The following is a 23915-nucleotide window of genomic DNA, read 5'->3' on the forward strand; positions in this document are numbered from 1 at the left end:
ATTATGAGCGCGCATCCCGCCGGTCCCCGGCATGCCGAGATTCCGCATGCGCCGAATCTGCCTGAGCGCCCGAGCGATCCGCGGCAGATGATCGACCTGCCCGCGAACGTCTGGCCGCGCAACGCGACCCGCGACGACGCGGGCGTGGTCCACCTGGCGGGCGTGCCGGTGTACGAGCTGGCCGAGCGGTTCGGCACCCCGCTGTTCGTGGTGGACGAGGACGACTTCCGTTCCCGCTGCCGCGACATGGTCCGCGCGTTCGGGGCGAACGCGCGAGTCCACTACGCGTCGAAGGCGTTCCTGTGCGGCGAGGTCGCCCGCTGGATCCGGGACGAGGGCCTCTCGCTGGACGTCTGCTCCGGCGGCGAACTCGCCGTCGCGTTGCACGCGGGCTTCCCCGCGGAGCGAATCGCCCTGCACGGCAACAACAAATCCGTCGCCGAGCTGGAAGCCGCGGTGTCCGCGGGGGTCGGCCACGTCGTGGTGGACTCGCTCATCGAGATCGAGCGCCTGGAGGCCGTCGCGAGCCGCGCGGGCGTGGTGCAGGACGTGCTGGTCCGGGTCACCGTCGGGGTGGAAGCCCACACCCACGAATACATTTCGACCGCGCACGAGGACCAGAAGTTCGGCTTCTCGATCGCGGGCGGCGACGCGATGGAGGCGCTCGCGCGCGTCTTCGATGCCGACAACCTGCGCCTGGTCGGCCTGCACAGCCACATCGGTTCGCAGATTTTCGAGATCGACGGCTTCGAGATCGCCGCGCGGCGCATGCTCGGCCTGCTCCGCGAGGCCATCGACAAATTCGGCATCGAGCGCACCGCGCAGATCGCGACGCTGGATCTCGGTGGCGGACTTGGCATTTCGTATCTTCCGTCGGACGACCCGCCGCCGCTGGACCGGTTCGCGGCGAGCCTGCGCGAACTGGTCGCAGCCGAAGCCGAACGAGCGGGTCTGCCCACGCCGACGATCGCTGTCGAGCCCGGCCGCGCCATCGCTGGGCCCGGCACGGTGACGCTCTACGAGGTCGGCACCATCAAGGACGTCTCGCTGGACGGCGGTCTGCGCCGCCGGTACGTGAGTGTCGACGGCGGCATGAGTGACAACATCCGGCCCGCGCTGTACCAGGCCGACTACGACTGCCGTCTGGTCTCGCGGTCGTCGCAGGCCGGGCCGGTGGTCGCGCGCGTTGTCGGAAAGCATTGCGAGAGCGGCGATATCGTCATCCGGGACACCTGGATGCCCGCCGACGTCGGCCCCGGCGACCTGATCGCCGTCGCCGCCACCGGCGCGTACTGCTACTCGATGTCCAGCCGGTACAACCAGTTGACCCGTCCCGCGGTCGTCGCGGTGCGGGACGGACAGCCGCGCCTGATACTGCGCCGGGAGACGGTGGCGGACCTGCTCAGCTTGGAGGTGGAAGCGTGACGGCCAACGCGAAGAACGGCGTGTGGGGGACCGATCGCCCGATCGGGGTCGCGGTCCTCGGCATGGGCAATGTGGGCACCGAGGTCGTGCGCATCCTGCGCGAGCACACCGAGGACCTGCGTTCCCGCGTCGGCGCGCCGGTGGTGCTCCGCGGGGTGGCCGTGCGCAGCCTCGACACCGACCGCGGCATCCCCGCGGACCTGCTCACCACCGACGCGGACGCGCTGGTCGCCCGCGACGACGTCGACCTGGTGGTGGAGGTGATCGGCGGCATCGATCCGCCGCGCCGGTTGATCCTGGCCGCGCTGAATGCGGGCAAATCCGTGGTGACCGCGAACAAGGCGCTGCTGGCCGACTACACCGGCGAGCTCGCCGCCGCGGCCGAAGCCAGTCGCGCCGATCTGTACTTCGAGGCCGCCGTCGCGGGCGCCATCCCCGTGGTGCGCCCGCTGATCCAGTCGCTGGCGGGCGACCGGGTGAACCGGGTCGTCGGCATCGTCAACGGCACCACCAACTTCATCCTCTCCGCGATGGACGAGACCGGCGCCGACTACTCGCAGACGTTGGCCGAGGCCACCCGGCTGGGCTACGCCGAAGCCGACCCGACCGCCGACGTGGAGGGCTACGACGCCGCGGCCAAGGCCGCGATCCTCGCCTCGCTGGCGTTCCACACCCGGGTCACCGCCGCCGATGTCTACCGCGAGGGCATCTCGCGGATCACCGCCGAGGATCTGGAAACCGCCTCCGCGCTCGACTGCACGGTCAAACTGCTGGCCATCTGCGAGCGGGTGGACGCGGGTCCCGGCGAGCCCGGACCGGAGGACGGCGGCAAAGAGCGCGTCTCGGTGCGCGTCTACCCGGCGCTCATCCCACGCAAGCACCCGCTGGCCGCGGTGACCGGTGCGTTCAACGCGGTCGTCGTCGAGGCGGAGAACGCCGGGCGGCTGATGTTCTACGGGCAGGGCGCGGGCGGCGCTCCGACCGCGTCGGCCGTACTCGGCGATCTGGTGATGGCGGCACGGAACAAGTTCTATGGGGGTCGCGCTCCCGGCGAATCGGTTTATGCTGAGCTACCGATCGCGCCGATCGGCGATACGCCCACCCGCTATCACGTGAACCTGCAAGTCGAGGACCGTCCTGGAGTCCTGGCCGCGGTGGCGGGCGAATTCGCCAAACACGGGGTGAGCATTTCGACCGTCCGTCAAGAAGGGCACGGCTCGGGTGCGCGCCTGGTCGTGGTGACCCACCACGCCGTGGAGTCGGCGCTCGCGGACACCGTGGCCGCACTGGCGGGAATGGCATCCGTCACATCCGTGACCAGCGTTCTGAGATTGGAAGGCACCGAAGAATGACCACAGCGTCGCGCAACGACTCCATGAGGGGCGGCGGCCGGGAGACGGGCGGGCACACGACCGGCGTCGCGCCACAGGCAGGGGTGCACTCCCGCTGGCCGGGCCTGATCGCGGCCTACCGCGACCGGCTCGCCGGCGCGGCCGACTGGGAGCCGGTCACGCTGTACGAGGGCGGAACGCCGCTGGTGCCCGCGCCGCACCTGTCCGAGATCACCGGTTGCGAGGTCTACCTGAAGGTCGAGGGCCTGAACCCGACCGGCTCGTTCAAAGACCGCGGCATGACGATGGCGATGACCGACGCCAAGTACCGCGGCCAGAAGGCGGTGCTGTGCGCGTCCACCGGCAACACTTCGGCATCCGCCGCGGCGTACGCCACCCGCGCGGGCATGAGCTGCGCCGTGCTGATTCCGCAGGGCAAGATCGCGATGGGCAAGCTGGCCCAGGCCGTGATGCTCGGCGCGAAGATCATCCAGGTGCAGGGCAACTTCGACGACTGCCTCGAACTCGCCCGCAAGGTCACCGCTGACTTCCCCAGCATCGGACTGGTGAACTCGGTGAACCCGGCCCGCATCGAGGGCCAGAAGACAGCGTCCTTCGAGATCTGCGACGTGCTCGGCAAGGCCCCCGACGTGCACGCCCTTCCCGTCGGCAACGCGGGCAACATCACCGCCTACTGGCGTGGCTACCGGGAGTACTACGCCGACGGCGTCACCGGCGGGCTGCCGCGCATGCTCGGCGTGCAGGCGGCGGGCGCGGCCCCGCTGGTCAACGGCGCCCCGGTGAAGGATCCCGAGACCATCGCCACCGCGATCCGGATCGGCGCGCCCGCCTCCTGGAACGGCGCGGTCGAGGCCAAGGAGCAGTCCGGCGGCGCTTTCCGCGCCGCCACCGACGAGGAGATCCTCGACGCGTACCGCCTGGTCGCGGCGACCGAGGGCGTGTTCGTCGAGCCCGCGTCGGCGGCCAGCGTGGCCGGTGTGCTCGCCGCACGCAAGGAGGGCTGGCTGGATGCCGGGCTCACCGTGGTGTGCACCGTGACCGGCAACGGTCTCAAGGACCCCGACACCGCGCTGTCGGGCATGCCCAAGGTGCAGCCGATCTCGGTCGATCCGGTCGCGGTCGCCGCCGAATTAGAGCTGGCCTGAGTTGAATTCGCGCGACAGCCAGGTCATGAGCGCGACGCTGCCCGCCGGTCTGACCGTGACCGCCCGGGTGCCCGCGTCCACCGCGAACCTCGGTCCCGGGTTCGACTCGCTCGGTATGGCATTGGGGATCTACGACGAAATCCAGGTGCGCACTACCGATTCCGGGCTCACCATCCGGGTCGAGGGTGAGGGCGCCGACGATGTGCCTTGGGGCCCTTCGCATCTCGTGGTCCGCGCGATCGAGCGCGGCCTGGAGTCGGCCGGGGTGTGGGCCGACGGCCTCGATGTGGTGTGCCGCAACGTGATTCCGCATTCGCGCGGCCTCGGGTCCTCGGCCTCGGCGGTGGTCGGCGGACTTGCCGCCGGGTGCGCCCTCGCCGCGAAGCTGGACTCGGCGCCGGCCACGCCTGCCGACCGATTGGTGCAGCTGGCAGCGGAATTCGAGGGGCATCCGGACAACGCGGCGGCCAGCGTGCTCGGCGGGATCGTGGTCTCGTGGACCGAGAGCGATCGCCCCGCCGACGAGGCCCCGGGCACGGAATACCACGGTCGCGTCTACCGCGCGGTGCGGCTGGAGGCGCATTCGGCACTGCGCCCGGTCGTGCTGATCCCGGAGGAGCGCTCGTCCACCGCGCACACCCGCGGCCTGCTGCCCGACGTCGTGCCGCACGGCGACGCGGCGTTCAACGTCAGCCGCGCCGCGCTGGCCGTGGTGGCGCTCACCCAGCGTCCCGACCTGCTGCTGCCCGCCACCGCGGACCGCCTGCACCAGGCCCAGCGTGCGCCCGCGCTACCGCTGACCACCGCCTGGATCACGCGCCTGCGCACGGCGGGCATCGCGGCCACCGTCTCCGGGGCGGGACCGACCATCCTGGCCCTGGGGACCAGCGAATTTCCCGCGGAACTCCGCGAACTGGCGGCAGCCGACGGCTTGCGCGTAGTGGAGCCGGGAATCGCCGAAGGCGTCCTGATCGACTGACGGCGAGTCTGTCTTGCCGAGATTCGCAATGGACAGCTATTCTGGGCAGGTCCGTACATCGTGCGCATCAGACGCCGGTGCTTCATCAGGGCAATCGCTCCAGCAGGCTCCAGGCTCGAGCCTCCAGGCCATGGGGGTGCTGCGTAGCTGCGCAACTGGAATGATCTCTCCCCACCTTTCACCAATGGTGGAGAAGCCGCCGGTCCGGCGGGGCAGGTGATACGGCACACAGCGCCCGGACGGACGCATCCCAGTCCGGCAGAATGCCCGGGCTGCGGGACGAACCCTCGAAACAGCACACGGCGATCGAGGGAAGGAAAGGATTTCCGTGACAGATACGGACCTGCTCGCGACACCCGGCGTGGAATCGAACCCGACGGGCGAGCGCGATAGTGAATCCGGACAGATTTCGAAGATGAGCGAACACACCGACGTCGCACGATCGGGGCTGACTGGAATGTTGTTGCCGCAGTTGCGTGCGCTCGCGGGGGAACTCGGTATCCGAGGCACCTCCGGGATGCGCAAGGGCGATCTGATCGCCGCCATCAAGGAAAATCAGGCCGCGGGCAAGGCGGCGAAGGCGGAGAAGCCCGCCAAGAGCGAGGCCAAGTCCGCGGCAACCGCGAAGGCCGACGCCCCCGCGAAGGCCGGTGCCCCCGCGAAGACCGCCGCTCCCGCTGAGCAGGCGCCGGCCAAGGCCGAGCAGGCGACCCTCGACGTGACGCCCGCGGCTTCGGCCGCGCCCAGCGAGGCTCCCGCCCCGGCGAAGACGGCCCCCGCCGATTCCGCGCCCGCCGTCGAGGCGGCGTCGTCCACGGCGACCGAGACCACCGAGGAGTCCGGCCGAGACAGCGAGTCCGGCCGAGACAGCGGCCAGCGTGGCCGCGGTCGGCAGCGGCGCGGCCGTGACCAGGCGCGATCCGCGACCGATACCGCGCAGGCCGAGACGCGTACCGAGGAACCGAAGCAGGACGCCGAGCAAGGTGGCGAGCGCCGCCGCGACCGCGGCCAGAGCGACCGTGGCCAGGGTGAGCGTGGCCAGGGTGAGCGGCAGAGCGACCGCGGCCAGGGCGAGCGGCAGAGCGACCGCGGCCAGGGTGAGCGGCAGAGCGACCGCGGCCAGGGTGAGCGGCAGAGCGACCGCGGCCAGGGTGAGCGGCAGAGCGACCGCGGCCAGGGCGAGCGTGGCCAGCAGAGCCAGAACGGCAGCGCGGGTGGCCGCGGCGGCGACGACGAAGAGGGCGGTCGCGGACGGCGCGGACGCCGCTTCCGGGAGCGTCGTCGTGGGCGTGACCGCGACGGCGGCGGCGGTGGCGGCGAGACCCGCGAGCTCGAGATCCGCGAGGACGACGTCCTCCAGCCGGTCGCGGGCATCCTCGATGTGCTGGACAACTACGCCTTCGTCCGCACCTCGGGTTACCTGGCCGGGCCGAACGACGTCTACGTGTCGATGAACCTGGTCCGCAAGAACGGCCTGCGCCGCGGTGACGCGATCACCGGCGCGGTGCGCGCCCCCCGCGACGGCGAACAGTCCAACCAGCGCCAGAAGTTCGATCCGCTGGTGCGGCTGGACACGGTCAACGGCGGCGACGTCGAGGCGGCCAAGCGCCGTCCCGAATTCGGCAAGCTCACCCCGCTGTACCCGAACCAGCGCCTGCGGCTGGAGACCCAGCAGAACAAGCTGACCACCCGGGTGATCGACCTGATCATGCCGATCGGCAAGGGCCAGCGCGCCCTGATCGTGTCGCCGCCGAAGGCCGGTAAGACCACGATCCTGCAGGACATCGCGAACGCGATCGCGACCAACAACCCCGAGTGCTACCTGATGGTGGTGCTGGTCGACGAGCGTCCGGAAGAGGTCACCGACATGCAGCGCTCGGTGAAGGGCGAGGTCATCGCCTCGACCTTCGACCGTCCGCCGTCGGATCACACCTCGGTCGCCGAACTCGCCATCGAGCGCGCCAAGCGCCTGGTGGAGATGGGCAAGGACGTCGTCGTGCTGCTCGACTCGATCACCCGGCTCGGGCGCGCGTACAACAACTCCTCGCCCGCCTCGGGCCGAATCCTCTCCGGTGGTGTGGATTCCACCGCGCTGTACCCGCCCAAGCGGTTCCTCGGCGCGGCCCGCAACATCGAGAACGGCGGCTCGCTGACGATCATCGCCACCGCCATGGTGGAGACCGGTTCGACCGGTGACACGGTGATCTTCGAGGAGTTCAAGGGCACCGGTAACGCCGAGCTCAAGCTGGACCGCAAGATCGCGGAGCGGCGGGTGTTCCCGGCGGTGGACGTCAACCCGTCCGGTACCCGCAAGGACGAGCTACTGCTCAGCCCCGACGAGGCGGGGGTACTGCACAAGCTGCGCCGCGTACTGTCCGGCCTGGACTCGCACCAGGCGATCGATCTGCTGATCGACCGTCTGAAGAAGTCCAAGAACAACCTCGAGTTCTTGATGCAGGTGAGCAAGACCGCGCCGGGCGCGCTCGACGAGTGAGTAGCGGCGCCAGGTCGGCGCCGTGACAACGGCCGAAAGGGTCCCGCTGATGCGGGACCCTTTCGGCGTCCGGGGAGCGAAGAATACGAGGCCGACCGTGGCCGCGCCGCCGATGAGGAGAGCGATGATCAGCGCGCAGGGCCCGACGTCGGGATCGGGGGCGGCGGATTCCGAGGTGTGGACGTACACGGCGTTCTTCGGCGCGGGATAGTTCGGGTTCGCGGGGAGCGCGGATACACCGACGGCCACCGAGAGAAACAGCAGAACGAAAATCGCGGCCGCGATCCGGACGTTCACGGGGTCTCCTTCCTGTCTCGGCACGCCGATGTGCACCAGGTCTGCCACTCTATGAACGAATTCGTTCACATTCGTGAGTAGCGGACTACCCGACTTCAGGGTCCAGGAGGTGGCGCGGATTCGCGTGCCCGGACTTCCGGGGGCGCGAACGATGGGGGAGTACCTGGGGTGGGAACAAACCACTCGCCAGGGGCGTTTTGGGAGCGTAACGGCAGTTCTGGCATACTGAACGGTCGTTGCGTCTGCTCAGGTGAGCAGAGCTCCCGCCTAGTCGGTTCCGGTTCACGCTTCGCGTTCGCGCGGGCGACCCGGCGACCACAATCGAGAGGACATCCATGAAGGCAGGAATTCACCCGACGTATGTCGACACCACGGTCGTCTGTGGTTGCGGCAACACCTTCCAGACTCGCAGCACCAAGGAGTCGGGACACATCACCGTCGAGGTCTGCTCGCAGTGCCACCCGTTCTACACCGGCAAGCAGAAGATCCTCGACACCGGTGGCCGCGTGGCCCGCTTCGAGGCTCGTTACGGCAAGCGTGCCGGCAAGAAGGCCGACGCCAAGTAGCTTCCTCGCCGACGCCCGGTCCTGCCCCGCAGGCCGGGCGTCGGTGTTTTTGTATGGACAGCTACCAGGAGAAGGAAGCACTGTGACGCAACCGTCCGCCATCGACGACATTCTGGCCGAGTACGCCGGCTTGGAGACGCAGCTGTCCGATCCGTCGCTGCACAACGATGCGGGCGCCGCGCGCCGGGTCGGCAAGCGATTCGCCGAGCTGGCCCCGGTCATGGCCACCTATCGCAAGCTCGAGACGGCCCGCGGCGACTTGTCCGCCGCGCGGGAACTCGCCGCCGACGACGCCGCGTTCGCCGCGGAGGTCCCGGATCTGGAACAACAGGTCGAGGAACTGGAACAGGCCCTCGCCGACCTGCTGGCCCCGCGCGACCCGCACGACGGCGACGACGTCGTGCTCGAGGTCAAGTCCGGCGAAGGCGGCGAGGAGTCCGCGTTGTTCGCCGCCGACCTGGCCCGCATGTACGTGCGGTATGCCGAGCGCCACGGCTGGAAGGTCGAGATCCTCGACGCCGCCCTGTCGGACCTGGGCGGATACAAAGAGGCGACGCTGTCGATCAAGAGCCGCGACGCGGCGCGCGACGGTGTCTGGTCGCGATTCAAGTTCGAGGGCGGTGTGCACCGGGTGCAGCGCGTCCCGGTGACCGAATCGCAGGGCCGCATCCACACCTCGGCGGCGGGCGTGCTGATCTACCCGGAACCCGACGAGATCGAAGAAGTGCAGATCGACGAGTCCGATCTCCGCATCGACGTGTACCGCTCCTCCGGCAAGGGGGGTCAGGGCGTCAACACCACCGACTCCGCGGTGCGCATCACCCACCTGCCTTCCGGCATCGTGGTCACCTGCCAGAACGAGCGTTCCCAGCTGCAGAACAAGGCGCGCGCCATGCAGGTCCTCGCGGCGCGTTTGCAGGCACTGGCGGAAGAACAGGCCGATCAGGAGGCCGCGGCGGGCCGCGCCAGCCAGATCCGCACGGTGGACCGCTCCGAGCGCATCCGCACCTACAACTTCCCGGAGAACCGGATCACCGACCATCGGATCGGCTTCAAGGCGCATAACCTCGACGCCGTGCTGGACGGGGAACTCGACGCGCTGCTCGACGCTCTGGGGAAGGCGGATCGCGAAGCGCGTATGGCCGCGGAATGATCGTCCTTCGGGCAGAGTCGGTGTCATGTCCACGAGCCGAGTAGCGCTGCGCCCCGTCATCAACGACGCCATCGAGACGTTACGGATCGCCGGGGTGCACAGCCCGCGGGCCGACGCCGAACATCTCGCCGCGCACGTCCTCGGCGTGGAGCGGACAAGGCTGGTGCTGACGCCGCTCGTCCCGCCCGGCAAGTTGGACGAGTACCGCGAGTTGGTCGCCCGCCGGGCACGGCGAATCCCGTTGCAGCACTTGACTGGAACGGCCGTGATGGGTGCGCTCGATCTCGCGGTGGGCCCCGGCGTCTTCGTGCCGCGCCCGGAGACCGAGTTGCTGTACGCCTGGGCGCTGGCGCAGTTGGAGGCGCTGCCGCACGATCACACGCCGATCGTCGTCGACCTGTGCACCGGATCGGGCGCGCTCGCACTGGCCCTCGCGCACGCGCGCCCCGACGCCGAAGTGCACGCCGTGGAACTCGATCCCGCCGCGCAGGTCTGGGCCCGGCGCAACGCCGACGACCGGATCGCCGCGGGCGATACCCCGATCACCCTCTACGCCGACGACGCCACCGATCCCGGCCTGCTCACCGACCTGAACGGCCGGGTGGACATCGTCGTGTCCAACCCGCCCTACATCCCCGAGGGCGCAGGTCTCGACCCCGAAGTGGCCGAGCACGATCCGTCCGTCGCCTTGTTCGGCGGCCCGGACGGATTGTCGGTAATACGCGGCATGATCCCGAACATCGCCCGGCTGCTGCGCCCAGGCGGCGCCACCGCCATCGAGCACGACGACACCAACGGCTCCGGCGTAGCCGCCCTCCTCACCGCCACCGGCGCCTTCACCGACGTCGTCGAACACCCCGACTTGGCAGGCAAACCCCGCTTCGTCGCCGCCACCCACACGTGAGGGAGTCTTCCGCGCGGTTCCTCGCGTGGGGCACCGAATTCGTGTGGTCTTGCCCGGCTCCTGTGATGCCGACCACGTCCATTCCTCTGATGACAGCGTCGTCTGACGACGTGCCGCCGGATGAAGCAACGACGATGCCCTGCGCGATCCGAGACTTTTCCGGCCGCACTGGCGTGCGCGGGACGATTCGCGATCGTTCGCTATGCCGGGAACTGGGCTCAACGGATCGGCGCGGCCTCCGCACGGCACTGTGCGCTGCCGAACGGAGGGATTTGCACTCGGCGACTATGGCGTGCGCGGCACTGTAGAGCTGGCCAACTGCAAGGCCCGCACTCGAGACGATCGCGAGCGCGCCGCGTATTGCACCGAGCCGCAAAGTCGCCTCGAGGATGCTCCCGGTGCGCGGCGACAGCCGCCGCATCCCACGTGACGACTGATTTCGTAAGCACGTGGGTAACTCGCCGGGCACGCCCAGAACTCGCTCGGCACCCGACGCAAGACCTGAACGCAACTCTCGTTTCACCCCACTAGTACGGCCTGAATACGCGGAGAGGCGGGGGAGCATGCCAGGATGGTTGCCGTGAGTACCGTCTACGACTGCGCGGATCCCGACTCGCGCGCCGCGGGACTGTCCGCAGCCACCAGCGCCCTGAAATCCGGACGTCTGGTCGTGCTGCCCACCGACACCCTGTACGGGCTGGGCGCCGACGCGTTCGATTCGACCGCGGTGAGCTCGTTGCTCGCGGCCAAGCGCCGCGGCAGGGACATGCCGGTGCCGGTGCTCGTCGGGTCCTGGCACACCATCGACGGCCTGGTGTTCTCGGTGCGCCCGCAGGCGCGCGAGCTGATCCGGGCGTTCTGGCCCGGCGGCCTGAGTCTGGTTGTGCAGCAAGCGCCTTCGCTCGCGTGGGATCTCGGCGACACCCGCGGGACGGTGATGTTGCGGATGCCGCTGCACCCGGTCGCGCTCGAACTGTTGCGCGAGGTCGGCCCGCTGGCGGTGTCCAGCGCCAACGTGTCCGGGCAGCCGCCGGCGAAGACCGCCGCCGAGGCACGCGATCAACTCGGCGATCTGGTCGGCGTCTATCTGGACGGCGGCCCGGCCGAACACGCGGTCGCCTCCACCATCGTCGACCTGACCGCCGATCAGCCGCGCATCCTGCGCGTGGGCGCGGTGCCCGTCGCCGACATCGCCGAGGTGCTCGGCATGTCGCCGGAAGCGCTCAGCGGCGCCGCGCAGCTCGGATGATGGGTTCGAGCGCCGTCGTCCCGCTCCGGGAGCTGCTCGTCGTGCTGCTCATCTCCGCGGTGGTGACGTTCCTGGCCACCGGTGGGGTGCGGGTGCTGGCGATCGGCTTCGGCGCGGTGGCCGTGCCGCGTGACCGGGACGTGCACGTCAAGCCGATTCCGCGGATGGGCGGCGTCGGCATGTACATCGGTGTGGTCGCCGCGGTGCTGTTCGCCCACCAGCTGCCCGCGCTGCGCAGCGGCTTCGACTACAAACCCAACATCCCGATCGCCGTGCTGGTGGCTGCCACGATCATCGTGCTGGTCGGCATCGTCGACGACCGCTGGGGACTCGACGCGCTGACGAAGTTCGCGGGCCAGGTGACGGCGGCGGGCGTGATGGCCGTCATGGGATTGGGCTGGTATGTGATCTACAACCCGTTCAGCAACACCACGGTGGTGCTGGACGGATTGCAGGGCGGGCTCGTTACGGTCGCGGTCACCGTCACCCTGGTCAACGCCATGAACTTCGTCGACGGCTTGGACGGCCTCGCGGCGGGCTTGGGGCTGATCGCCGCGCTGGCGGTTTTCGCGTTCTGCCTCGGTCTGATGAACGAGCAGGGCGGCTCGGTCGACACCTACCCGCCCGCGTTGCTGGCCGCCGCGCTCGCGGGTGGCTGCCTCGGATTCCTGCCGCACAATTTCCAGCCCGCGCGCATATTCATGGGCGACTCCGGTTCGATGTTGATCGGGTTGATGCTGGCCGCGGTCTCGACCGGCGCCTCGGGGCGAATCCCCCTGCAGGGATACGGTCCGCGCGACATCGTCGGTCTGCTTTCTCCGCTGTTGCTGGTCGGCGCGGTGATGTTCATTCCGGTGCTGGACCTGTTGCTCGCCATTGTGCGACGGGTTCGCGCGGGCGTCAGTTTCTCGACGCCGGACAAAATGCACTTGCATCATCGCTTGCTGCAGATCGGCCATTCCCATCGCCGCGTGGTGTTGTTGATCTATTTGTGGGTCGGTGTGCTCGCGTTCGGCGCGGTCGGCACCTCGCTGATGGATCGCAGGCTGGTCGTGTTGCTGATGGCGGGCGGGCTGGTTTTCGCTTTGGTGATCACCGCTATTCCGGGGCTGCGGCGTGGGGACCCGGCGGGCGACGGATCGGCGTCCGGGTAAAGTCGGCGACTGTGAGCTTCACACCCGAACCCGTCCCCGGCCCCGACGCGCCGCTGCGGTCCGCGCTGCGCTACGGACTGATCGGCTTGGGCGTGCTGGTGGTCCTGTCGGTCGCGCTGGGCGCGGCCGTCTCGGGTGTCGCCGGCGTGTGGGGCGCGGTGCTCGGCGCCGCGATCGGCGGCGGCTTCATCCTCACCACCGCGGCCGTGGTGCTGTTCGGCGCGAAACTGCCGCCGAGCACCGCGGGGCTGGTCATGCTGGTCAGCTGGGTGGGGAAGGTCCTGGTGGCGCTGATCGTCGTCGGGATCCTGCACCGATTCGACTTCTACGACCGGGTCGTGTTGTTCCTCACCGTGGTCGGCGCCCTGGTGATCGTGCTCGGTGCGGAGACGTACGGCGTTGTCCGGCAGAAGGTTCCGTACGTGACGACGACCGACTCGGAACCCACGTCCGATACCCGCCAGTAACGAAAAACCCCCCACCCCCTACACGCTGTCGTAGATGACTTGGTAAAGTGTTGGTAAGCAAGCGACCAAGTCGGGGATCAGTGAGGGGTCACCGCCGAGATCCCCTGCATGGGCCGCTATGCTTACTGCCGTGCCGGGCTCCGAGGGGTGTTCCGGTTCTGCATGTCGACGAATGTCGCCGACACACGTACAGACGCCTGGTGGATTTCGAACCACCGCACAGCTGCTGACGAACTTCGAGCCGACCTGAGTCGACCCAAATTGATCGTCAATGTCCGATCGAACCGCGGGAATGACCGTACCCGCGGCCCGAACACGGGAGAGAACGCTGAGCGTCACCACTCTGGCGGCCGAGTTCCACGCGCCGTCGCTTACCGACTTCTTCCCTCCAGCTGTGCTGTTCGAGGGAACGCCGTTCGAACTCGATCGATTGATGCTGATCCGCATTCTGATGACGGCTGTTCTCTCGGTCGTGATGGTGCTGGCATTCCGCTCGCCCCGGATCGTTCCGCGCGGCCTGCAGAATGTCGCCGAAATCGGCCTGGTCTTCGTCAAAGAGCAGATCTGCGACGAGGTCCTCGGCAAGGAAACGGGACGGAAGTTCTTCCCGCTGATCGCGACGATCTTCTTCACGGTCCTCTTTCTGAACTTCTCGGGTGTCGTTCCGGGGTTGAACATCTCGTCGAACGCCCGAATCGGCATGCCGCTGGTGCTGGCCGTCATCGCGTACCTGGCGTTCAACTACGTCGGTATCAGGAAGTACGGCTTCTTCAACTACATGCGCAGCAGCATCGTCGTTCCGAACGTTCCCCCCGCGCTGCATGTGCTGCTGATTCCGATCGAGTTCGTCTCGACCTTCATCCTGCGTCCGTTCACGCTGACCGTCCGACTCATGGCGAACATGCTGGCCGGCCACATCATGCTGGTGCTGTTCTTCAGCGCGACCTGGTTCTTCCTGTTCGACGCCACCTCGTGGATGAAGGTGTTCTCGCCGTTCTCGCTGGTCGCGGGACTCGGATTCACGCTCTTCGAGCTGTTGGTCATCTTCCTGCAGGCCTACGTGTTTGCGCTGCTGACCGCCGTATACATCGGACTCGCACAGCACGCGGCCGATCACTGACCTGACCGACACAACTACCGGAAACCTGCTACACCACGCCGACCGGCGGGTGAGCAACAGAAAGGGAATGGAAGACTCATGAGCCTCGCTTACCTGGCCCAGGAAGCCGCCACGAACGAGAGCACCTTCAAGGGCCTGGGCGCCGTCGGCTACGGTCTCGCCGCGATCGGCCCCGGCATCGGCGTCGGCATCGTTGTCGGCAAGGCCATCGAGGGCATCGCGCGTCAGCCTGAGCTGCAGGGCACCATCCGCACCAACATGTTCCTCGGTATCGCGTTCACCGAGGCCCTCGCCCTTATCGGTCTCGTCGCCGGCTTCATTTTCTGATTCCGATGTACGAGTCAGTTTTGCTCGCGGCGGCGGAGGGAGAGGATGTGAATCCTCTCATCCCCGAAACGTACGACATCGTCTGGTCGATCGTCTGCGTCGTCATCATCGCGGCCCTGTTCTACAAGTACGTGGTCCCGCGCCTGATGAAGACGCTCGACGAGCGCTCGGACAAGATCGAAGGCGGCATCGCTCGCGCGGAAGCCGCGCAGGAAGAAGCTCAGCTCACCCTGCAGCAGTACCAGCAGCAGCTGGCCGAGGCCCGGCTCGAGGCCGCGCGCATCCGGGAGGACGCGCGCACCCAGGGCCAGGAGATCCTCGCGCAGATGCGCTCGGAGGCCCAGGCCGAAGCCGATCGCATCATCGCGGCGGGCCACACTCAGCTGGAAGCACAGCGCCAGCAGATCCTGACGGAGCTGCGCCACGAGGTCGGCCGCACGGCCGTCGACCTGGCCGAGAAGATCATCGGGCAGTCGGTTTCGGACGAGGCCAAGCAGGCCGCCTCGATCGACCGGTTCCTCGACGAGCTCGACCAGACCGACGCAGGCATCGGGGTCGGAAGGTAACGACGCGAAAGTGAGAAGCATGTACGCAGCGAGCCGCGAGGCCAGTGCCCGGTCTCGGGAGGCGCTTCGGGCCGCTCTGACCGGAAGCGACAGTGCTGCGGCCACGACGGGCTCGGAACTGTTCGCCGTTGTCGCCGTGCTGGACGACCAGCGTTCGCTGCGTGTGGCGCTCGCGGACGTGTCGGTGCCGGGTTCCGTGCGCGCGGAACTGTGCGAGCGGGTCTTCGGCGGCAAGGTCAGCGCTGCCACGCTGGCAGTGCTGACCACCGCGGTGGCCCAGGACTGGTCGCGCACCTCCGACCTGGTGGACACCCTGGTGCTGCTCGGCCAGGAGGCGTTGCTGGAGTCGGCGGCCCAGCGTGGCCGGCTCGAAGCGGTGGAGGACGAGCTGTTCCGGCTCGGCCGGATCATCAGCGACAACCCCGAGTTGGAGCAGGCACTGTCGGATCGGTCGCAGCAGGCCTCGGCCAAGAGCGAGCTGGTCAACCGGCTGCTCGCCGGTAAGACGGAGCCCATCACCCTGACCCTGGCGGAGCAGGTGGTGACCAGGCAGCGGTCGGGCATCAGCGCCGCCTTCGACGAGCTGGCCGACCTCGCGGCGGCGCGTCGCGATCAGATCGTCGCGCACGTGCGCGCCGCGATCGGGCTCAGCGAGCAGCAGCGCGACCGGCTGGCCGCGTCGCTGCGGCGCATCTACGGCAAGGCGACCACGGTGCACATCCAGGTCGACCCGAGTCTGCTGAGCGGAGTCGTGGTGCGCGTCGGTGACGACGTGATCGACGGCAGCGCACTCGGCCGACTGGAGAAGCTGCGCCGGGCCCTGACCTAGCGCGCTTCCACCACCCCCGACATTCCAGACCCAGACAGCGAGAGCAGGAAGAACATGGCGGAGCTGACGATCTCCTCCGACGAGATCCGTAGCGCGATCGAGAGCTACACCAAGAGCTACACCCCCGAGACCTCCATCGAAGAAGTCGGTGTGGTCACCGACACCAGTGACGGCATCGCGCACGTCAGCGGCCTGCCTTCGGCAATGGCCAACGAGCTGCTCGAGTTCCCGGGCGGCGTGCTCGGCGTCGCGCTGAACCTCGAGGACCGTGAGATCGGTGCGGTCATCCTCGGCGAGTACGCCGAGATCGAGGAGGGCCAGGAGGTCCGCAGGACCGGTGACGTGCTCTCGGTTCCGGTCGGCGACAAGTTCCTCGGCCGCGTGGTGAACCCGCTGGGCCAGCCGATCGACGGCCTCGGCGAGATCGAGTCCGAGGAACAGCGCGTGCTCGAGCTGCAGGCCGCCACCGTGCTGGAGCGCCAGCCGGTCGAGGAGCCGCTGGCCACCGGCATCACCGCGATCGACGCGCTGACCGCCATCGGCCGTGGCCAGCGTCAGCTGATCATCGGCGACCGCAAGACCGGCAAGACCGCGGTCTGCATCGACGCGATCCTGAACCAGAAGGCCAACTGGGAGACCGGCGATCCGACCAAGCAGGTGCGCTGCATCTACGTAGCCATCGGCCAGAAGGGCTCCACCATCGCGGGCGTCAAGGCCGCGCTGGAGCAGCACGGCGCGCTGGAGTACACCACCATCGTCGCCGCCCCGGCCTCCGACTCCGCCGGCTTCAAGTGGCTGGCCCCCTACACCGGTTCGGCCATCGGCCAGCACTGGATGTACCAGGGCAAGCACGTGCTCATCGTGTTCGACGACCTGACCAAGCAGGCCGAGGCGTACCGCGCCATCTCGCTGCTGCTGCGTCGCCCGCCGGGCCGCGAGGCCTACCCGGGTGACGTCTTCTACCTGCACTCCCGGCTGCTGGAGCGTTGTGCGAAGCTGTCCGACGAGCTGGGCGCGGGCTCGATGACCGGTCTGCCGATCATCGAGACCAAGGCCAACGACATCTCGGCGTTCATCCCGACCAACGTCATCTCCATCACCGACGGTCAGGTCTTCCTCGAGTCCGACCTGTTCAACAAGGGTGTCCGCCCGGCGATCAACGTCGGTACCTCGGTCTCCCGTGTCGGTGGCGCCGCCCAGACGAAGGGCATGAAGAAGGTGGCCGGTTCGCTGCGCCTCGAGCTGGCGCAGTACCGCGAGCTGGAGGCGTTCTCCGCCTTCGCCTCCGACCTGGACGCGGCCTCGCTGGCTCAGCTCGAGCGCGGCGCCCGCTGGGTCGAGCTGCTCAAGCAGGACCAGTACTCGCCGGTGCCGGTCGAGGATCAGATCATCTCGATCTACCTGGTCGACCGTGGCCACTTCGACTCGATCCCGGTCGCGGACATCCGCCGCTTCAACGCCGAACTGCTCGAGGAGCTGCACCGCAGCGCCGCCGACGTGTTCAAGGCGATCGAGGGCGGCAAGGTGCTCGCCGGCGAGACGGCCGAGCAGGTCGAGGCGGCGACCAAGAAGTTCTTGGGAACCTTCCTCACCTCCGACGGCACCCCCGTGGTCAACGAGGCCGAAGCCGGCCAGCTCGACCACGAAGAGGTCGAGTCGCTGTCGGTGACCCGCAAGCACGTCGAGAAGTAACGCGGGTCGGCAAATGCGCTATTCGATCCGCGGCATGCGCGACGGGCACGAGGGTGGCAGCGACCACCTCGTGCCCGGCGGATGCCGCCCATCCCACGCAGCGAATGAAGGGAGTGTGAACCGCTGATGGCAAGCTTGCGTGAATTGCGCTCCCGCATTCGTGGTGTGAATTCGATCAAGAAGATCACCAAGGCCCAAGAGCTGATCGCGACCTCGCGCATCTCCAAGGCCCAGGCCAGGGTCGCGGCCGCGAAGCCGTACGCGGAGGAGATCACCAAGGTCCTCAGCGAGCTGGCGAGCGCGTCGAAGAACCTTTCGCATCCGCTGCTGACCGAGCGCGCCAACCCGCGCCGGGCGGCCGTGCTGGTGATCACCAGTGACAGCGGCATGTGCGGTGGCTACAACTCGAACGTGCTCAAGCGCGCGGAAGAGCTGATGACCACCTTGCGTGACGAAGGCAAAGAGCCGGTGCTCTACGTCATGGGCAACAAGGGCCTGACGTACTACGCCTTCCGCAATCGCTCGTACGTGTCGGCGTGGACCGGGTTCTCGCAGCAGCCGAAGTACTCCGATGCTTCGTCCGCGTGCCACCACCTGGTCGACGCCTTCATGGCAGGCTCCGACGGGGCGGTGCCCGCTCCGAACGGGACGGGTGACATCGCCGGTGTCGACGAGCTGCACGTCGTGTACACCCGCTTCGTCTCGATGCTGACGCAGACCCCTGAGGTGCGCCGGTTGGCGCCGATCCAGGTGAGCTACGTCGACGAGAACTTCGACCTGGGTGAGGACATCGTGTCGGATTCACCGACCGCGGACGTCCACGCGCAGTACGAATTCGAGCCCGACGCCGATGTGCTGCTGGCGGCGCTGCTGCCCAAGTACGTCAACACGCGCATCTACGCGTCGTTGCTCGAGGCAGCGGCATCCGAGTCAGCGGCTCGGCGCACCGCAATGAAGGCCGCCACCGACAACGCCAACGAACTCGCGAGCGTGCTCCAGCGCGAGGCGAACTCGGTGCGCCAAGCCCAGATCACGCAGGAAATCAGCGAAATCGTCGGCGGCGTGAACGCGCTGGCGTCGAGCTCGGACCGCGACTGAGCGCCACCAGCGGCCTGAGCGACGGGCACGTAGAAGGCCCCTCGAAGGCCGCACATCGACACGGAGAGAACCAACACCAATGACCGCAGCTGTCACTCAAGACAACACGAGCCGGACCGGCGGCGCCGCAGGCCGCGTCGTCCGGGTCATCGGCCCCGTCGTGGACGTCGAGTTCCCGCGCGGAGCCATTCCCGAGCTGTTCAACGCTCTGCACGCCGAGATCACCCTGACCTCGGTGGCCAAGACCCTGACCCTCGAGGTCGCCCAGCACCTCGGCGACAACATCGTGCGCACCATCTCGATGCAGCCGACCGACGGCCTGGTCCGCGGTGCCACCGTCACCGACACCGGCAAGCCGATCTCGGTGCCGGTCGGTGACGTGGTCAAGGGCCACGTCTTCAACGCCCTCGGCGACTGCCTGGACACCCCCGGCCTCGGCCGCGAGGGCGAGCAGTGGGGCATCCACCGCAAGCCGCCGTCGTTCGACCAGCTCGAGGGCAAGACCGAGATCCTGGAGACGGGCATCAAGGTCATCGACCTGCTCACCCCGTACGTGAAGGGCGGCAAGATCGGTCTGTTCGGTGGCGCCGGTGTCGGCAAGACCGTTCTGATCCAGGAGATGATCACACGTATCGCGCGGGAATTCTCCGGCACCTCCGTGTTCGCCGGCGTCGGCGAGCGCACCCGTGAGGGCACCGACCTGCGCCTGGAGATGGAGGAGATGGGCGTCCTCCAGGACACCGCCCTCGTCTTCGGACAGATGGACGAGCCGCCGGGCACCCGTATGCGCGTCGCGCTCTCGGCCCTGACCATGGCCGAGTACTTCCGCGACGTGCAGCACCAGGACGTGCTGCTGTTCATCGACAACATCTTCCGGTTCACCCAGGCCGGTTCCGAGGTGTCGACCCTGCTCGGCCGCATGCCCTCCGCCGTCGGTTACCAGCCCACGCTGGCCGACGAGATGGGTGAGCTGCAGGAGCGCATCACCTCGACCCGTGGTCGGTCGATCACCTCGCTGCAGGCCATCTACGTGCCCGCCGACGACTACACCGACCCGGCTCCGGCGACCACCTTCGCCCACCTCGACGCGACGACCGAGCTCTCCCGCCCGATCTCGCAGAAGGGCATCTACCCGGCCGTCGACCCGCTGACCTCGACCTCCCGCATCCTGGAGGCCTCGATCGTCGGCGACCGGCACTTCCGGGTGGCCAACGAGGTGAAGCGGATCCTGCAGAAGTACAAGGAACTGCAGGACATCATCGCCATCCTCGGTATGGACGAGCTGTCCGAAGAGGACAAGGTGCTCGTCGGCCGCGCCCGTCGTCTGGAGAAGTTCCTCGGCCAGAACTTCATCGTGGCCGAGAAGTTCACCGGTCAGGTGGGTTCGGTCGTGCCGCTCGAGCAGACCATCGACGACTTCGACCGCGTCTGCAAGGGTGAGTTCGACAACTACCCGGAGCAGGCCTTCAACAGCTGCGGTGGTCTCGACGATGTCGAGGCGGCCGCGAAGAAGATCCTCGGAAAGTAGTCACCGATGGCGGAAATGTCAGTCGATCTCGTCGCGGTCGAACGACTGCTCTGGTCCGGCCAGGCGACGTTCGTCAGCGCGCAGACCACCGAGGGCCAGATCGGCATCATGGCCGGGCACGAGCCGTTGCTCGGCCAGCTGGTCGAGGGCGGCACCGTGGCTATCGTGGACACCGATGGTCAGCGGGTCGTCGCCGCGGTGCACGGCGGCTTCTTCTCGGTGACCGCGAACTCGGTTCGGGTGCTCGCCGAGTCGGCGGAATTCGCCGACGAGGTGGACGTCGAGGAGGCCCGCCGGGTGCTGGCCGACTCCGACGCCAGCGAGGAGCAGCAGCGAGCCGCTCAGGCTCGGGTGCGCGCGGTCGAGCAGAACGCGAACGCCTAGCAACAACCTGTCATCGAGAACGATCGCTGTCGGCGGTGAAGCTTCCTTCACCGCCGACAGCGTCTTTCAGGCGAGTCGGACACGGCCGGGGCATTTGTAAACTCGGGGCCGTGATTGAATGACCGCACGCGGTGTCAGCATCGGGCTCGGGGGCGAAAGCCCGCGAAACCACGAGAAGCTGGTACACCGCCAATCGAATGCCGTGGACGACACGGCGGCGGAGCGAAGGGACGTACGGCATTGCAAACCGGGATGGTTCTGCTGATCATTCTGGTGCTAACGCTCGTGTTCCTCGCCTTGGCCTCGACTTACCGCCTGATCATGTTGCGGCGCGGCGGAACTGCCGCGATCCTGCGCGTACTGCCCGCCCGCGGCGGTCAGGGGTGGCGGCACGGCCTGATCCGCTATGACGAGGATCGTCTCGTCTTCTTCAAACTCACCAGCCTGAAACTCGGCCCGGATTCCACCATCCGGCGTCAGGGCATCGAGATCGGCGATCGCCGCGGCCCCCGTGGCGACGAATACGACATCATGACCGACGACATCGCAGTGATCGCGGTGTCCGACCGCGCGGGCGACTTCGAGTTGGCCCTGGATCGCGACTCTTTGACCGCCTTCCTCTCCTGGGTGGAGTCCCGCCCCTCCGATCGCACCCGGCGGATGCCGGGGCTGTAGTTCCCGGTCCGACGGCTATCGGCGGCCCGAGCAGGCCGCGCCCGTTAGGGTTGTGCTGTGAGCGTGCATTTGACCCGGATCTACACGCGGACCGGCGATGACGGGACCACGGGATTGAGCGACTTCTCCCGGGTCGCGAAGACCGACCCACGCCTGGTCGCCTACGCCGACTGCGATGAGACGAACGCCGCCATCGGCGTCGCGATCGCCCTCGGCGGCCCGGACGAAACGATGCTCGCGGTGCTGCGACAGATACAGAACGATCTGTTCGACGCCGGGGCCGACCTCTCCACCCCGGTGGTCGCGGAGCCGAAGTACCCGCCGCTGCGGGTCACCCAGCCCTACATCGATCGGCTCGAAGCGTGGTGCGATGAGTTCAACGCCGGACTGCCTGCGCTCGATTCGTTCATCCTGCCCGGCGGTACCGCGCTGGCGGCCCTGCTGCACACCGCGCGTACGGTCGCCCGCCGTGCGGAGCGCTCGGCCTGGGCGGCGATCGAGTGCCATCCGGAGGACACCAACGCGCTGCCGGCCAAGTACCTCAATCGCCTCTCGGATCTGCTGTTCATCCTGAGCCGGGTCGCCAATCCCGGCGGCGATATCCTGTGGAAGCCCGGCGGGAAACGGCCGGGCGTCTGATCGCGTAGCACCCGAGGCGAGTACCCGAGCGATCACTGGGTATTGCCGGCAAGGTGACGAGACCACCTCGTCGATCGCAGTACGCCCATCCCGCGGCACTCGCTCCAACGGCGAAAACGTCCGGAGGCGAGGGGAGTCGTGGAGAGGCGGCACCGGAGTGCGCCGCCCCAACTATCCTTGCACCAACAGTGCGCCGAATACGCGGAGAGGCGGCATGGAACGGTTTTTGGTTACCGGCGGAAATCGACTCGTCGGTGAGGTCACGGTGGGGGGCGCCAAGAACAGCGTCCTCAAACTGATGGCCGCTGCGCTGCTGGCCGAGGGCACCACCACGATCACGAACTGCCCGGACATCCTCGACGTGCCGCTGATGGGTGATGTCCTACGCGGTCTCGGCTGCGACGTGACCATCGACGGCGGAGTGGTCGCCATCACCACGCCCGCCGAACCGAAGTATCACGCGGACTTCCCCGCGGTGACCCAGTTCCGCGCGTCGGTGTGCGTGCTCGGTCCGCTGATGGCGCGGTGCAAGCGCGCCGTCGTGGCGCTGCCCGGCGGTGACGCCATCGGCTCCCGCCCGCTGGACATGCACCAGGCCGGTCTGCGCCTACTCGGCGCGACCAGCGAGATCGAGCACGGTTGTGTGGTCGCCAAGGCCGACGAATTGCAGGGTGCGCGCATCCGCCTGGATTTCCCCTCGGTCGGCGCGACCGAGAACATCCTCATGGCGGCGGTGCTCGCCGAGGGCGAGACGGTGATCGACAACGCCGCGCGCGAGCCCGACATCGTCGACCTGTGCAACATGCTCGTCCGGATGGGCGCGCGGATCAGCGGCGCGGGCACGTCGGTGCTCACCATCCAGGGGGTCGAACGGCTCGAGCCCACCACGCACCGCGTCATCGGGGACCGCATCGTCGCCGCGACTTGGGGTATCGCCGCGTCGATGACGCTGGGCGACATCCGCGTCACCGGTGTGAATCCCAAGCACCTGTCGCTGGTGCTGGACAAGCTGCGGTCCGCGGGTGCGCGCATTTCGTTCGAGCAGGACGGCTTCCGGGTGGTCCAGGCGGAGCGTCCGCGCGCCGTGAATTTCTCGACCCTGCCGTTCCCCGGTTTCCCGACCGACTTGCAGCCGATGGCCATCGGGCTCGCGTCGATCGCGGACGGGACCTCGATGATCACCGAGAACATCTTCGAGGCGCGCTTCCGGTTCGTGGAGGAGATGATCCGGCTCGGCGCCGACGCGCGCACCGATGGGCACCACGCGGTGGTCCGTGGGATTCCGCGGTTGTCGAGCGCTCCGGTGTGGTCGTCGGATATTCGAGCCGGCGCGGGTCTGGTGCTCGCGGGCTTGGTCGCCGACGGGACCACCGAAGTGCACGACGTCTTCCACATTGATCGCGGATATCCGAATTTCGTCGAGCAGCTGCAGGCCCTCGGTGGCGATGTAAGGCGCGTCGGCGTCGCGGATTGAGTGCCGCGGCGTTCGGGTCGGTGGCGAGTTACCGAAAGCGTTCCGGAAAATGCGTGCTGACCAGGCGATTTGACATGGTGCACGCAGACACGTAACTTATTCCAAGTCAGAGCGACACGGACACCGACCCGGAGCCGAGAAGCTGAGCGGAAACGCTGAGCGGGAGGCCAGGGAAACGAGGTAGGACGAGGAGCGCCTGACGGTCACACTAGCTCGAACGAGACCTCAGTTTGCAACTGGGTTCACGGCTGAGCTAAGCTGGAAAAGTTGCTTCACCGATCAATCGGCTCAAACCGGGCGATGGTGTGTGCGTGTGTTCTTTGAGAACTCAATAGTGTGTCGATGAATGTCAGTGCCAAATATTTTTTGGTTCCGGCCTTTTCACCCCCCGTGTGGAG

The 23915-nt window shown here is 67.9% G+C and carries 22 protein-coding genes; all 22 read left to right on the forward strand.

What is annotated here, in order from left to right:
- Positions 1 to 3: 3 nt before the first annotated feature.
- Complete coding sequence (gene lysA, locus ACIHAX_RS26690) at positions 4 to 1425, forward strand: diaminopimelate decarboxylase (RefSeq protein ID WP_356969430.1); 1422 nt, start codon at positions 4 to 6, stop codon at positions 1423 to 1425.
- The gene (locus ACIHAX_RS26695) at positions 1422 to 2777 is read left to right on the forward strand and encodes a homoserine dehydrogenase (protein WP_355073690.1); all 1356 of its coding nucleotides are present in this window, start codon (positions 1422 to 1424) and stop codon (positions 2775 to 2777) included. Before lysA ends, ACIHAX_RS26695 begins: the two co-directional genes overlap by 4 nt.
- Positions 2778 to 2800: 23 nt before the next feature.
- On the forward strand, positions 2801 to 3922 hold the full coding sequence (gene thrC / locus ACIHAX_RS26700; protein WP_356969450.1) for a threonine synthase: 1122 nt from the start codon (positions 2801 to 2803) through the stop codon (positions 3920 to 3922).
- 25 nt (positions 3923 to 3947) lie between these two features.
- Positions 3948 to 4901 (forward strand): homoserine kinase, encoded by a 954-nt coding sequence (thrB, locus tag ACIHAX_RS26705; protein ID WP_356969432.1) that lies wholly within the window; start codon positions 3948 to 3950, stop codon positions 4899 to 4901.
- 328 nt (positions 4902 to 5229) lie between these two features.
- Entirely contained in the window at positions 5230 to 7395 is a 2166-nt protein-coding gene (gene rho, locus ACIHAX_RS26710) for a transcription termination factor Rho (protein WP_397280202.1), read from the forward strand.
- A gap of 632 nt (positions 7396 to 8027) precedes the next feature.
- Entirely contained in the window at positions 8028 to 8258 is a 231-nt protein-coding gene (rpmE, locus tag ACIHAX_RS26715) for a 50S ribosomal protein L31 (protein ID WP_039796334.1), read from the forward strand.
- A gap of 82 nt (positions 8259 to 8340) precedes the next feature.
- Positions 8341 to 9411 carry a peptide chain release factor 1 gene (prfA, locus tag ACIHAX_RS26720; RefSeq protein ID WP_364433046.1) on the forward strand — a complete coding sequence of 357 codons (1071 nt, stop codon included), beginning with the start codon at positions 8341 to 8343 and terminating at the stop codon, positions 9409 to 9411.
- 25 nt (positions 9412 to 9436) lie between these two features.
- Positions 9437 to 10315, forward strand: coding sequence for a peptide chain release factor N(5)-glutamine methyltransferase (gene prmC / locus ACIHAX_RS26725; RefSeq protein ID WP_364433044.1), 879 nt, complete (start codon positions 9437 to 9439; stop codon positions 10313 to 10315).
- A gap of 580 nt (positions 10316 to 10895) precedes the next feature.
- On the forward strand, positions 10896 to 11564 hold the full coding sequence (locus ACIHAX_RS26730; protein ID WP_355073699.1) for an L-threonylcarbamoyladenylate synthase: 669 nt from the start codon (positions 10896 to 10898) through the stop codon (positions 11562 to 11564).
- Entirely contained in the window at positions 11561 to 12718 is a 1158-nt protein-coding gene (locus ACIHAX_RS26735) for an MraY family glycosyltransferase (protein WP_364433039.1), read from the forward strand. The genes ACIHAX_RS26730 and ACIHAX_RS26735 overlap by 4 nt, the downstream gene beginning before the upstream one ends.
- Positions 12719 to 12729: 11 nt before the next feature.
- Complete coding sequence (locus tag ACIHAX_RS26740; protein ID WP_355073702.1) at positions 12730 to 13185, forward strand: hypothetical protein; 456 nt, start codon at positions 12730 to 12732, stop codon at positions 13183 to 13185.
- A gap of 271 nt (positions 13186 to 13456) precedes the next feature.
- Positions 13457 to 14305, forward strand: coding sequence for a F0F1 ATP synthase subunit A (gene atpB / locus ACIHAX_RS26745; RefSeq protein ID WP_355073704.1), 849 nt, complete (start codon positions 13457 to 13459; stop codon positions 14303 to 14305).
- A gap of 78 nt (positions 14306 to 14383) precedes the next feature.
- Positions 14384 to 14632, forward strand: a complete 249-nt coding sequence (locus ACIHAX_RS26750) for an ATP synthase F0 subunit C (protein ID WP_039796339.1) — start codon at positions 14384 to 14386, stop codon at positions 14630 to 14632.
- Positions 14633 to 14637: 5 nt separating this feature from the next.
- A complete protein-coding gene (locus ACIHAX_RS26755) occupies positions 14638 to 15198 on the forward strand; it encodes a F0F1 ATP synthase subunit B (protein ID WP_355073706.1) in 561 nt (186 codons plus the stop codon).
- Positions 15199 to 15217: 19 nt separating this feature from the next.
- Positions 15218 to 16027, forward strand: a complete 810-nt coding sequence (locus ACIHAX_RS26760; RefSeq protein ID WP_355073707.1) for a F0F1 ATP synthase subunit delta — start codon at positions 15218 to 15220, stop codon at positions 16025 to 16027.
- A gap of 54 nt (positions 16028 to 16081) precedes the next feature.
- Positions 16082 to 17719: a F0F1 ATP synthase subunit alpha gene (gene atpA, locus ACIHAX_RS26765; RefSeq protein WP_355073709.1), complete on the forward strand. Its 1638-nt coding sequence runs from the start codon at positions 16082 to 16084 to the stop codon at positions 17717 to 17719.
- 126 nt (positions 17720 to 17845) lie between these two features.
- A complete protein-coding gene (locus tag ACIHAX_RS26770) occupies positions 17846 to 18817 on the forward strand; it encodes a F0F1 ATP synthase subunit gamma (protein WP_355073710.1) in 972 nt (323 codons plus the stop codon).
- Positions 18818 to 18896: 79 nt separating this feature from the next.
- The gene (atpD, locus tag ACIHAX_RS26775) at positions 18897 to 20345 is read left to right on the forward strand and encodes a F0F1 ATP synthase subunit beta (RefSeq protein WP_355073712.1); all 1449 of its coding nucleotides are present in this window, start codon (positions 18897 to 18899) and stop codon (positions 20343 to 20345) included.
- Positions 20346 to 20351: 6 nt separating this feature from the next.
- On the forward strand, positions 20352 to 20729 hold the full coding sequence (locus tag ACIHAX_RS26780) for a F0F1 ATP synthase subunit epsilon (RefSeq protein ID WP_355073713.1): 378 nt from the start codon (positions 20352 to 20354) through the stop codon (positions 20727 to 20729).
- Positions 20730 to 20981: 252 nt separating this feature from the next.
- Positions 20982 to 21404 carry a DUF2550 domain-containing protein gene (locus ACIHAX_RS26785; RefSeq protein WP_039796346.1) on the forward strand — a complete coding sequence of 141 codons (423 nt, stop codon included), beginning with the start codon at positions 20982 to 20984 and terminating at the stop codon, positions 21402 to 21404.
- 57 nt (positions 21405 to 21461) lie between these two features.
- Entirely contained in the window at positions 21462 to 22043 is a 582-nt protein-coding gene (locus ACIHAX_RS26790; protein ID WP_355073715.1) for a cob(I)yrinic acid a,c-diamide adenosyltransferase, read from the forward strand.
- 214 nt (positions 22044 to 22257) lie between these two features.
- Positions 22258 to 23517 carry a UDP-N-acetylglucosamine 1-carboxyvinyltransferase gene (gene murA / locus ACIHAX_RS26795; RefSeq protein ID WP_355073717.1) on the forward strand — a complete coding sequence of 420 codons (1260 nt, stop codon included), beginning with the start codon at positions 22258 to 22260 and terminating at the stop codon, positions 23515 to 23517.
- Positions 23518 to 23915: the final 398 nt, after the last annotated feature.

Origin of the sequence: Nocardia sp. NPDC051929, assembly GCF_044548645.1 — a bacterium.
GTDB classification, from domain to species: domain Bacteria; phylum Actinomycetota; class Actinomycetes; order Mycobacteriales; family Mycobacteriaceae; genus Nocardia; species Nocardia sichangensis.

Excerpts from the sequence above, each read along its gene's own strand:
- ACIHAX_RS26760 (WP_355073707.1), top strand. The coding sequence starts at position 15,218 with ATGTACGCAGCGAGCCGCGAGGCCAGTGCCCGGTCTCGGGAGGCGCTT.
- rpmE (WP_039796334.1), top strand. The coding sequence starts at position 8,028 with ATGAAGGCAGGAATTCACCCGACGTATGTCGACACCACGGTCGTCTGT.
- atpD (WP_355073712.1), top strand. The coding sequence starts at position 18,897 with ATGACCGCAGCTGTCACTCAAGACAACACGAGCCGGACCGGCGGCGCC.
- ACIHAX_RS26750 (WP_039796339.1), top strand. The coding sequence starts at position 14,384 with ATGAGCCTCGCTTACCTGGCCCAGGAAGCCGCCACGAACGAGAGCACC.
- lysA (WP_356969430.1), top strand. The coding sequence starts at position 4 with ATGAGCGCGCATCCCGCCGGTCCCCGGCATGCCGAGATTCCGCATGCG.
- thrB (WP_356969432.1), top strand. The coding sequence starts at position 3,948 with ATGAGCGCGACGCTGCCCGCCGGTCTGACCGTGACCGCCCGGGTGCCC.
- ACIHAX_RS26780 (WP_355073713.1), top strand. The coding sequence starts at position 20,352 with ATGGCGGAAATGTCAGTCGATCTCGTCGCGGTCGAACGACTGCTCTGG.
- atpA (WP_355073709.1), top strand. The coding sequence starts at position 16,082 with ATGGCGGAGCTGACGATCTCCTCCGACGAGATCCGTAGCGCGATCGAG.
- murA (WP_355073717.1), top strand. The coding sequence starts at position 22,258 with ATGGAACGGTTTTTGGTTACCGGCGGAAATCGACTCGTCGGTGAGGTC.
- ACIHAX_RS26770 (WP_355073710.1), top strand. The coding sequence starts at position 17,846 with ATGGCAAGCTTGCGTGAATTGCGCTCCCGCATTCGTGGTGTGAATTCG.
- thrC (WP_356969450.1), top strand. The coding sequence starts at position 2,801 with ATGAGGGGCGGCGGCCGGGAGACGGGCGGGCACACGACCGGCGTCGCG.
- ACIHAX_RS26785 (WP_039796346.1), top strand. The coding sequence starts at position 20,982 with ATGGTTCTGCTGATCATTCTGGTGCTAACGCTCGTGTTCCTCGCCTTG.
- ACIHAX_RS26735 (WP_364433039.1), top strand. The coding sequence starts at position 11,561 with ATGATGGGTTCGAGCGCCGTCGTCCCGCTCCGGGAGCTGCTCGTCGTG.
- prmC (WP_364433044.1), top strand. The coding sequence starts at position 9,437 with ATGTCCACGAGCCGAGTAGCGCTGCGCCCCGTCATCAACGACGCCATC.
- ACIHAX_RS26755 (WP_355073706.1), top strand. The coding sequence starts at position 14,638 with ATGTACGAGTCAGTTTTGCTCGCGGCGGCGGAGGGAGAGGATGTGAAT.
- atpB (WP_355073704.1), top strand. The coding sequence starts at position 13,457 with ATGTCCGATCGAACCGCGGGAATGACCGTACCCGCGGCCCGAACACGG.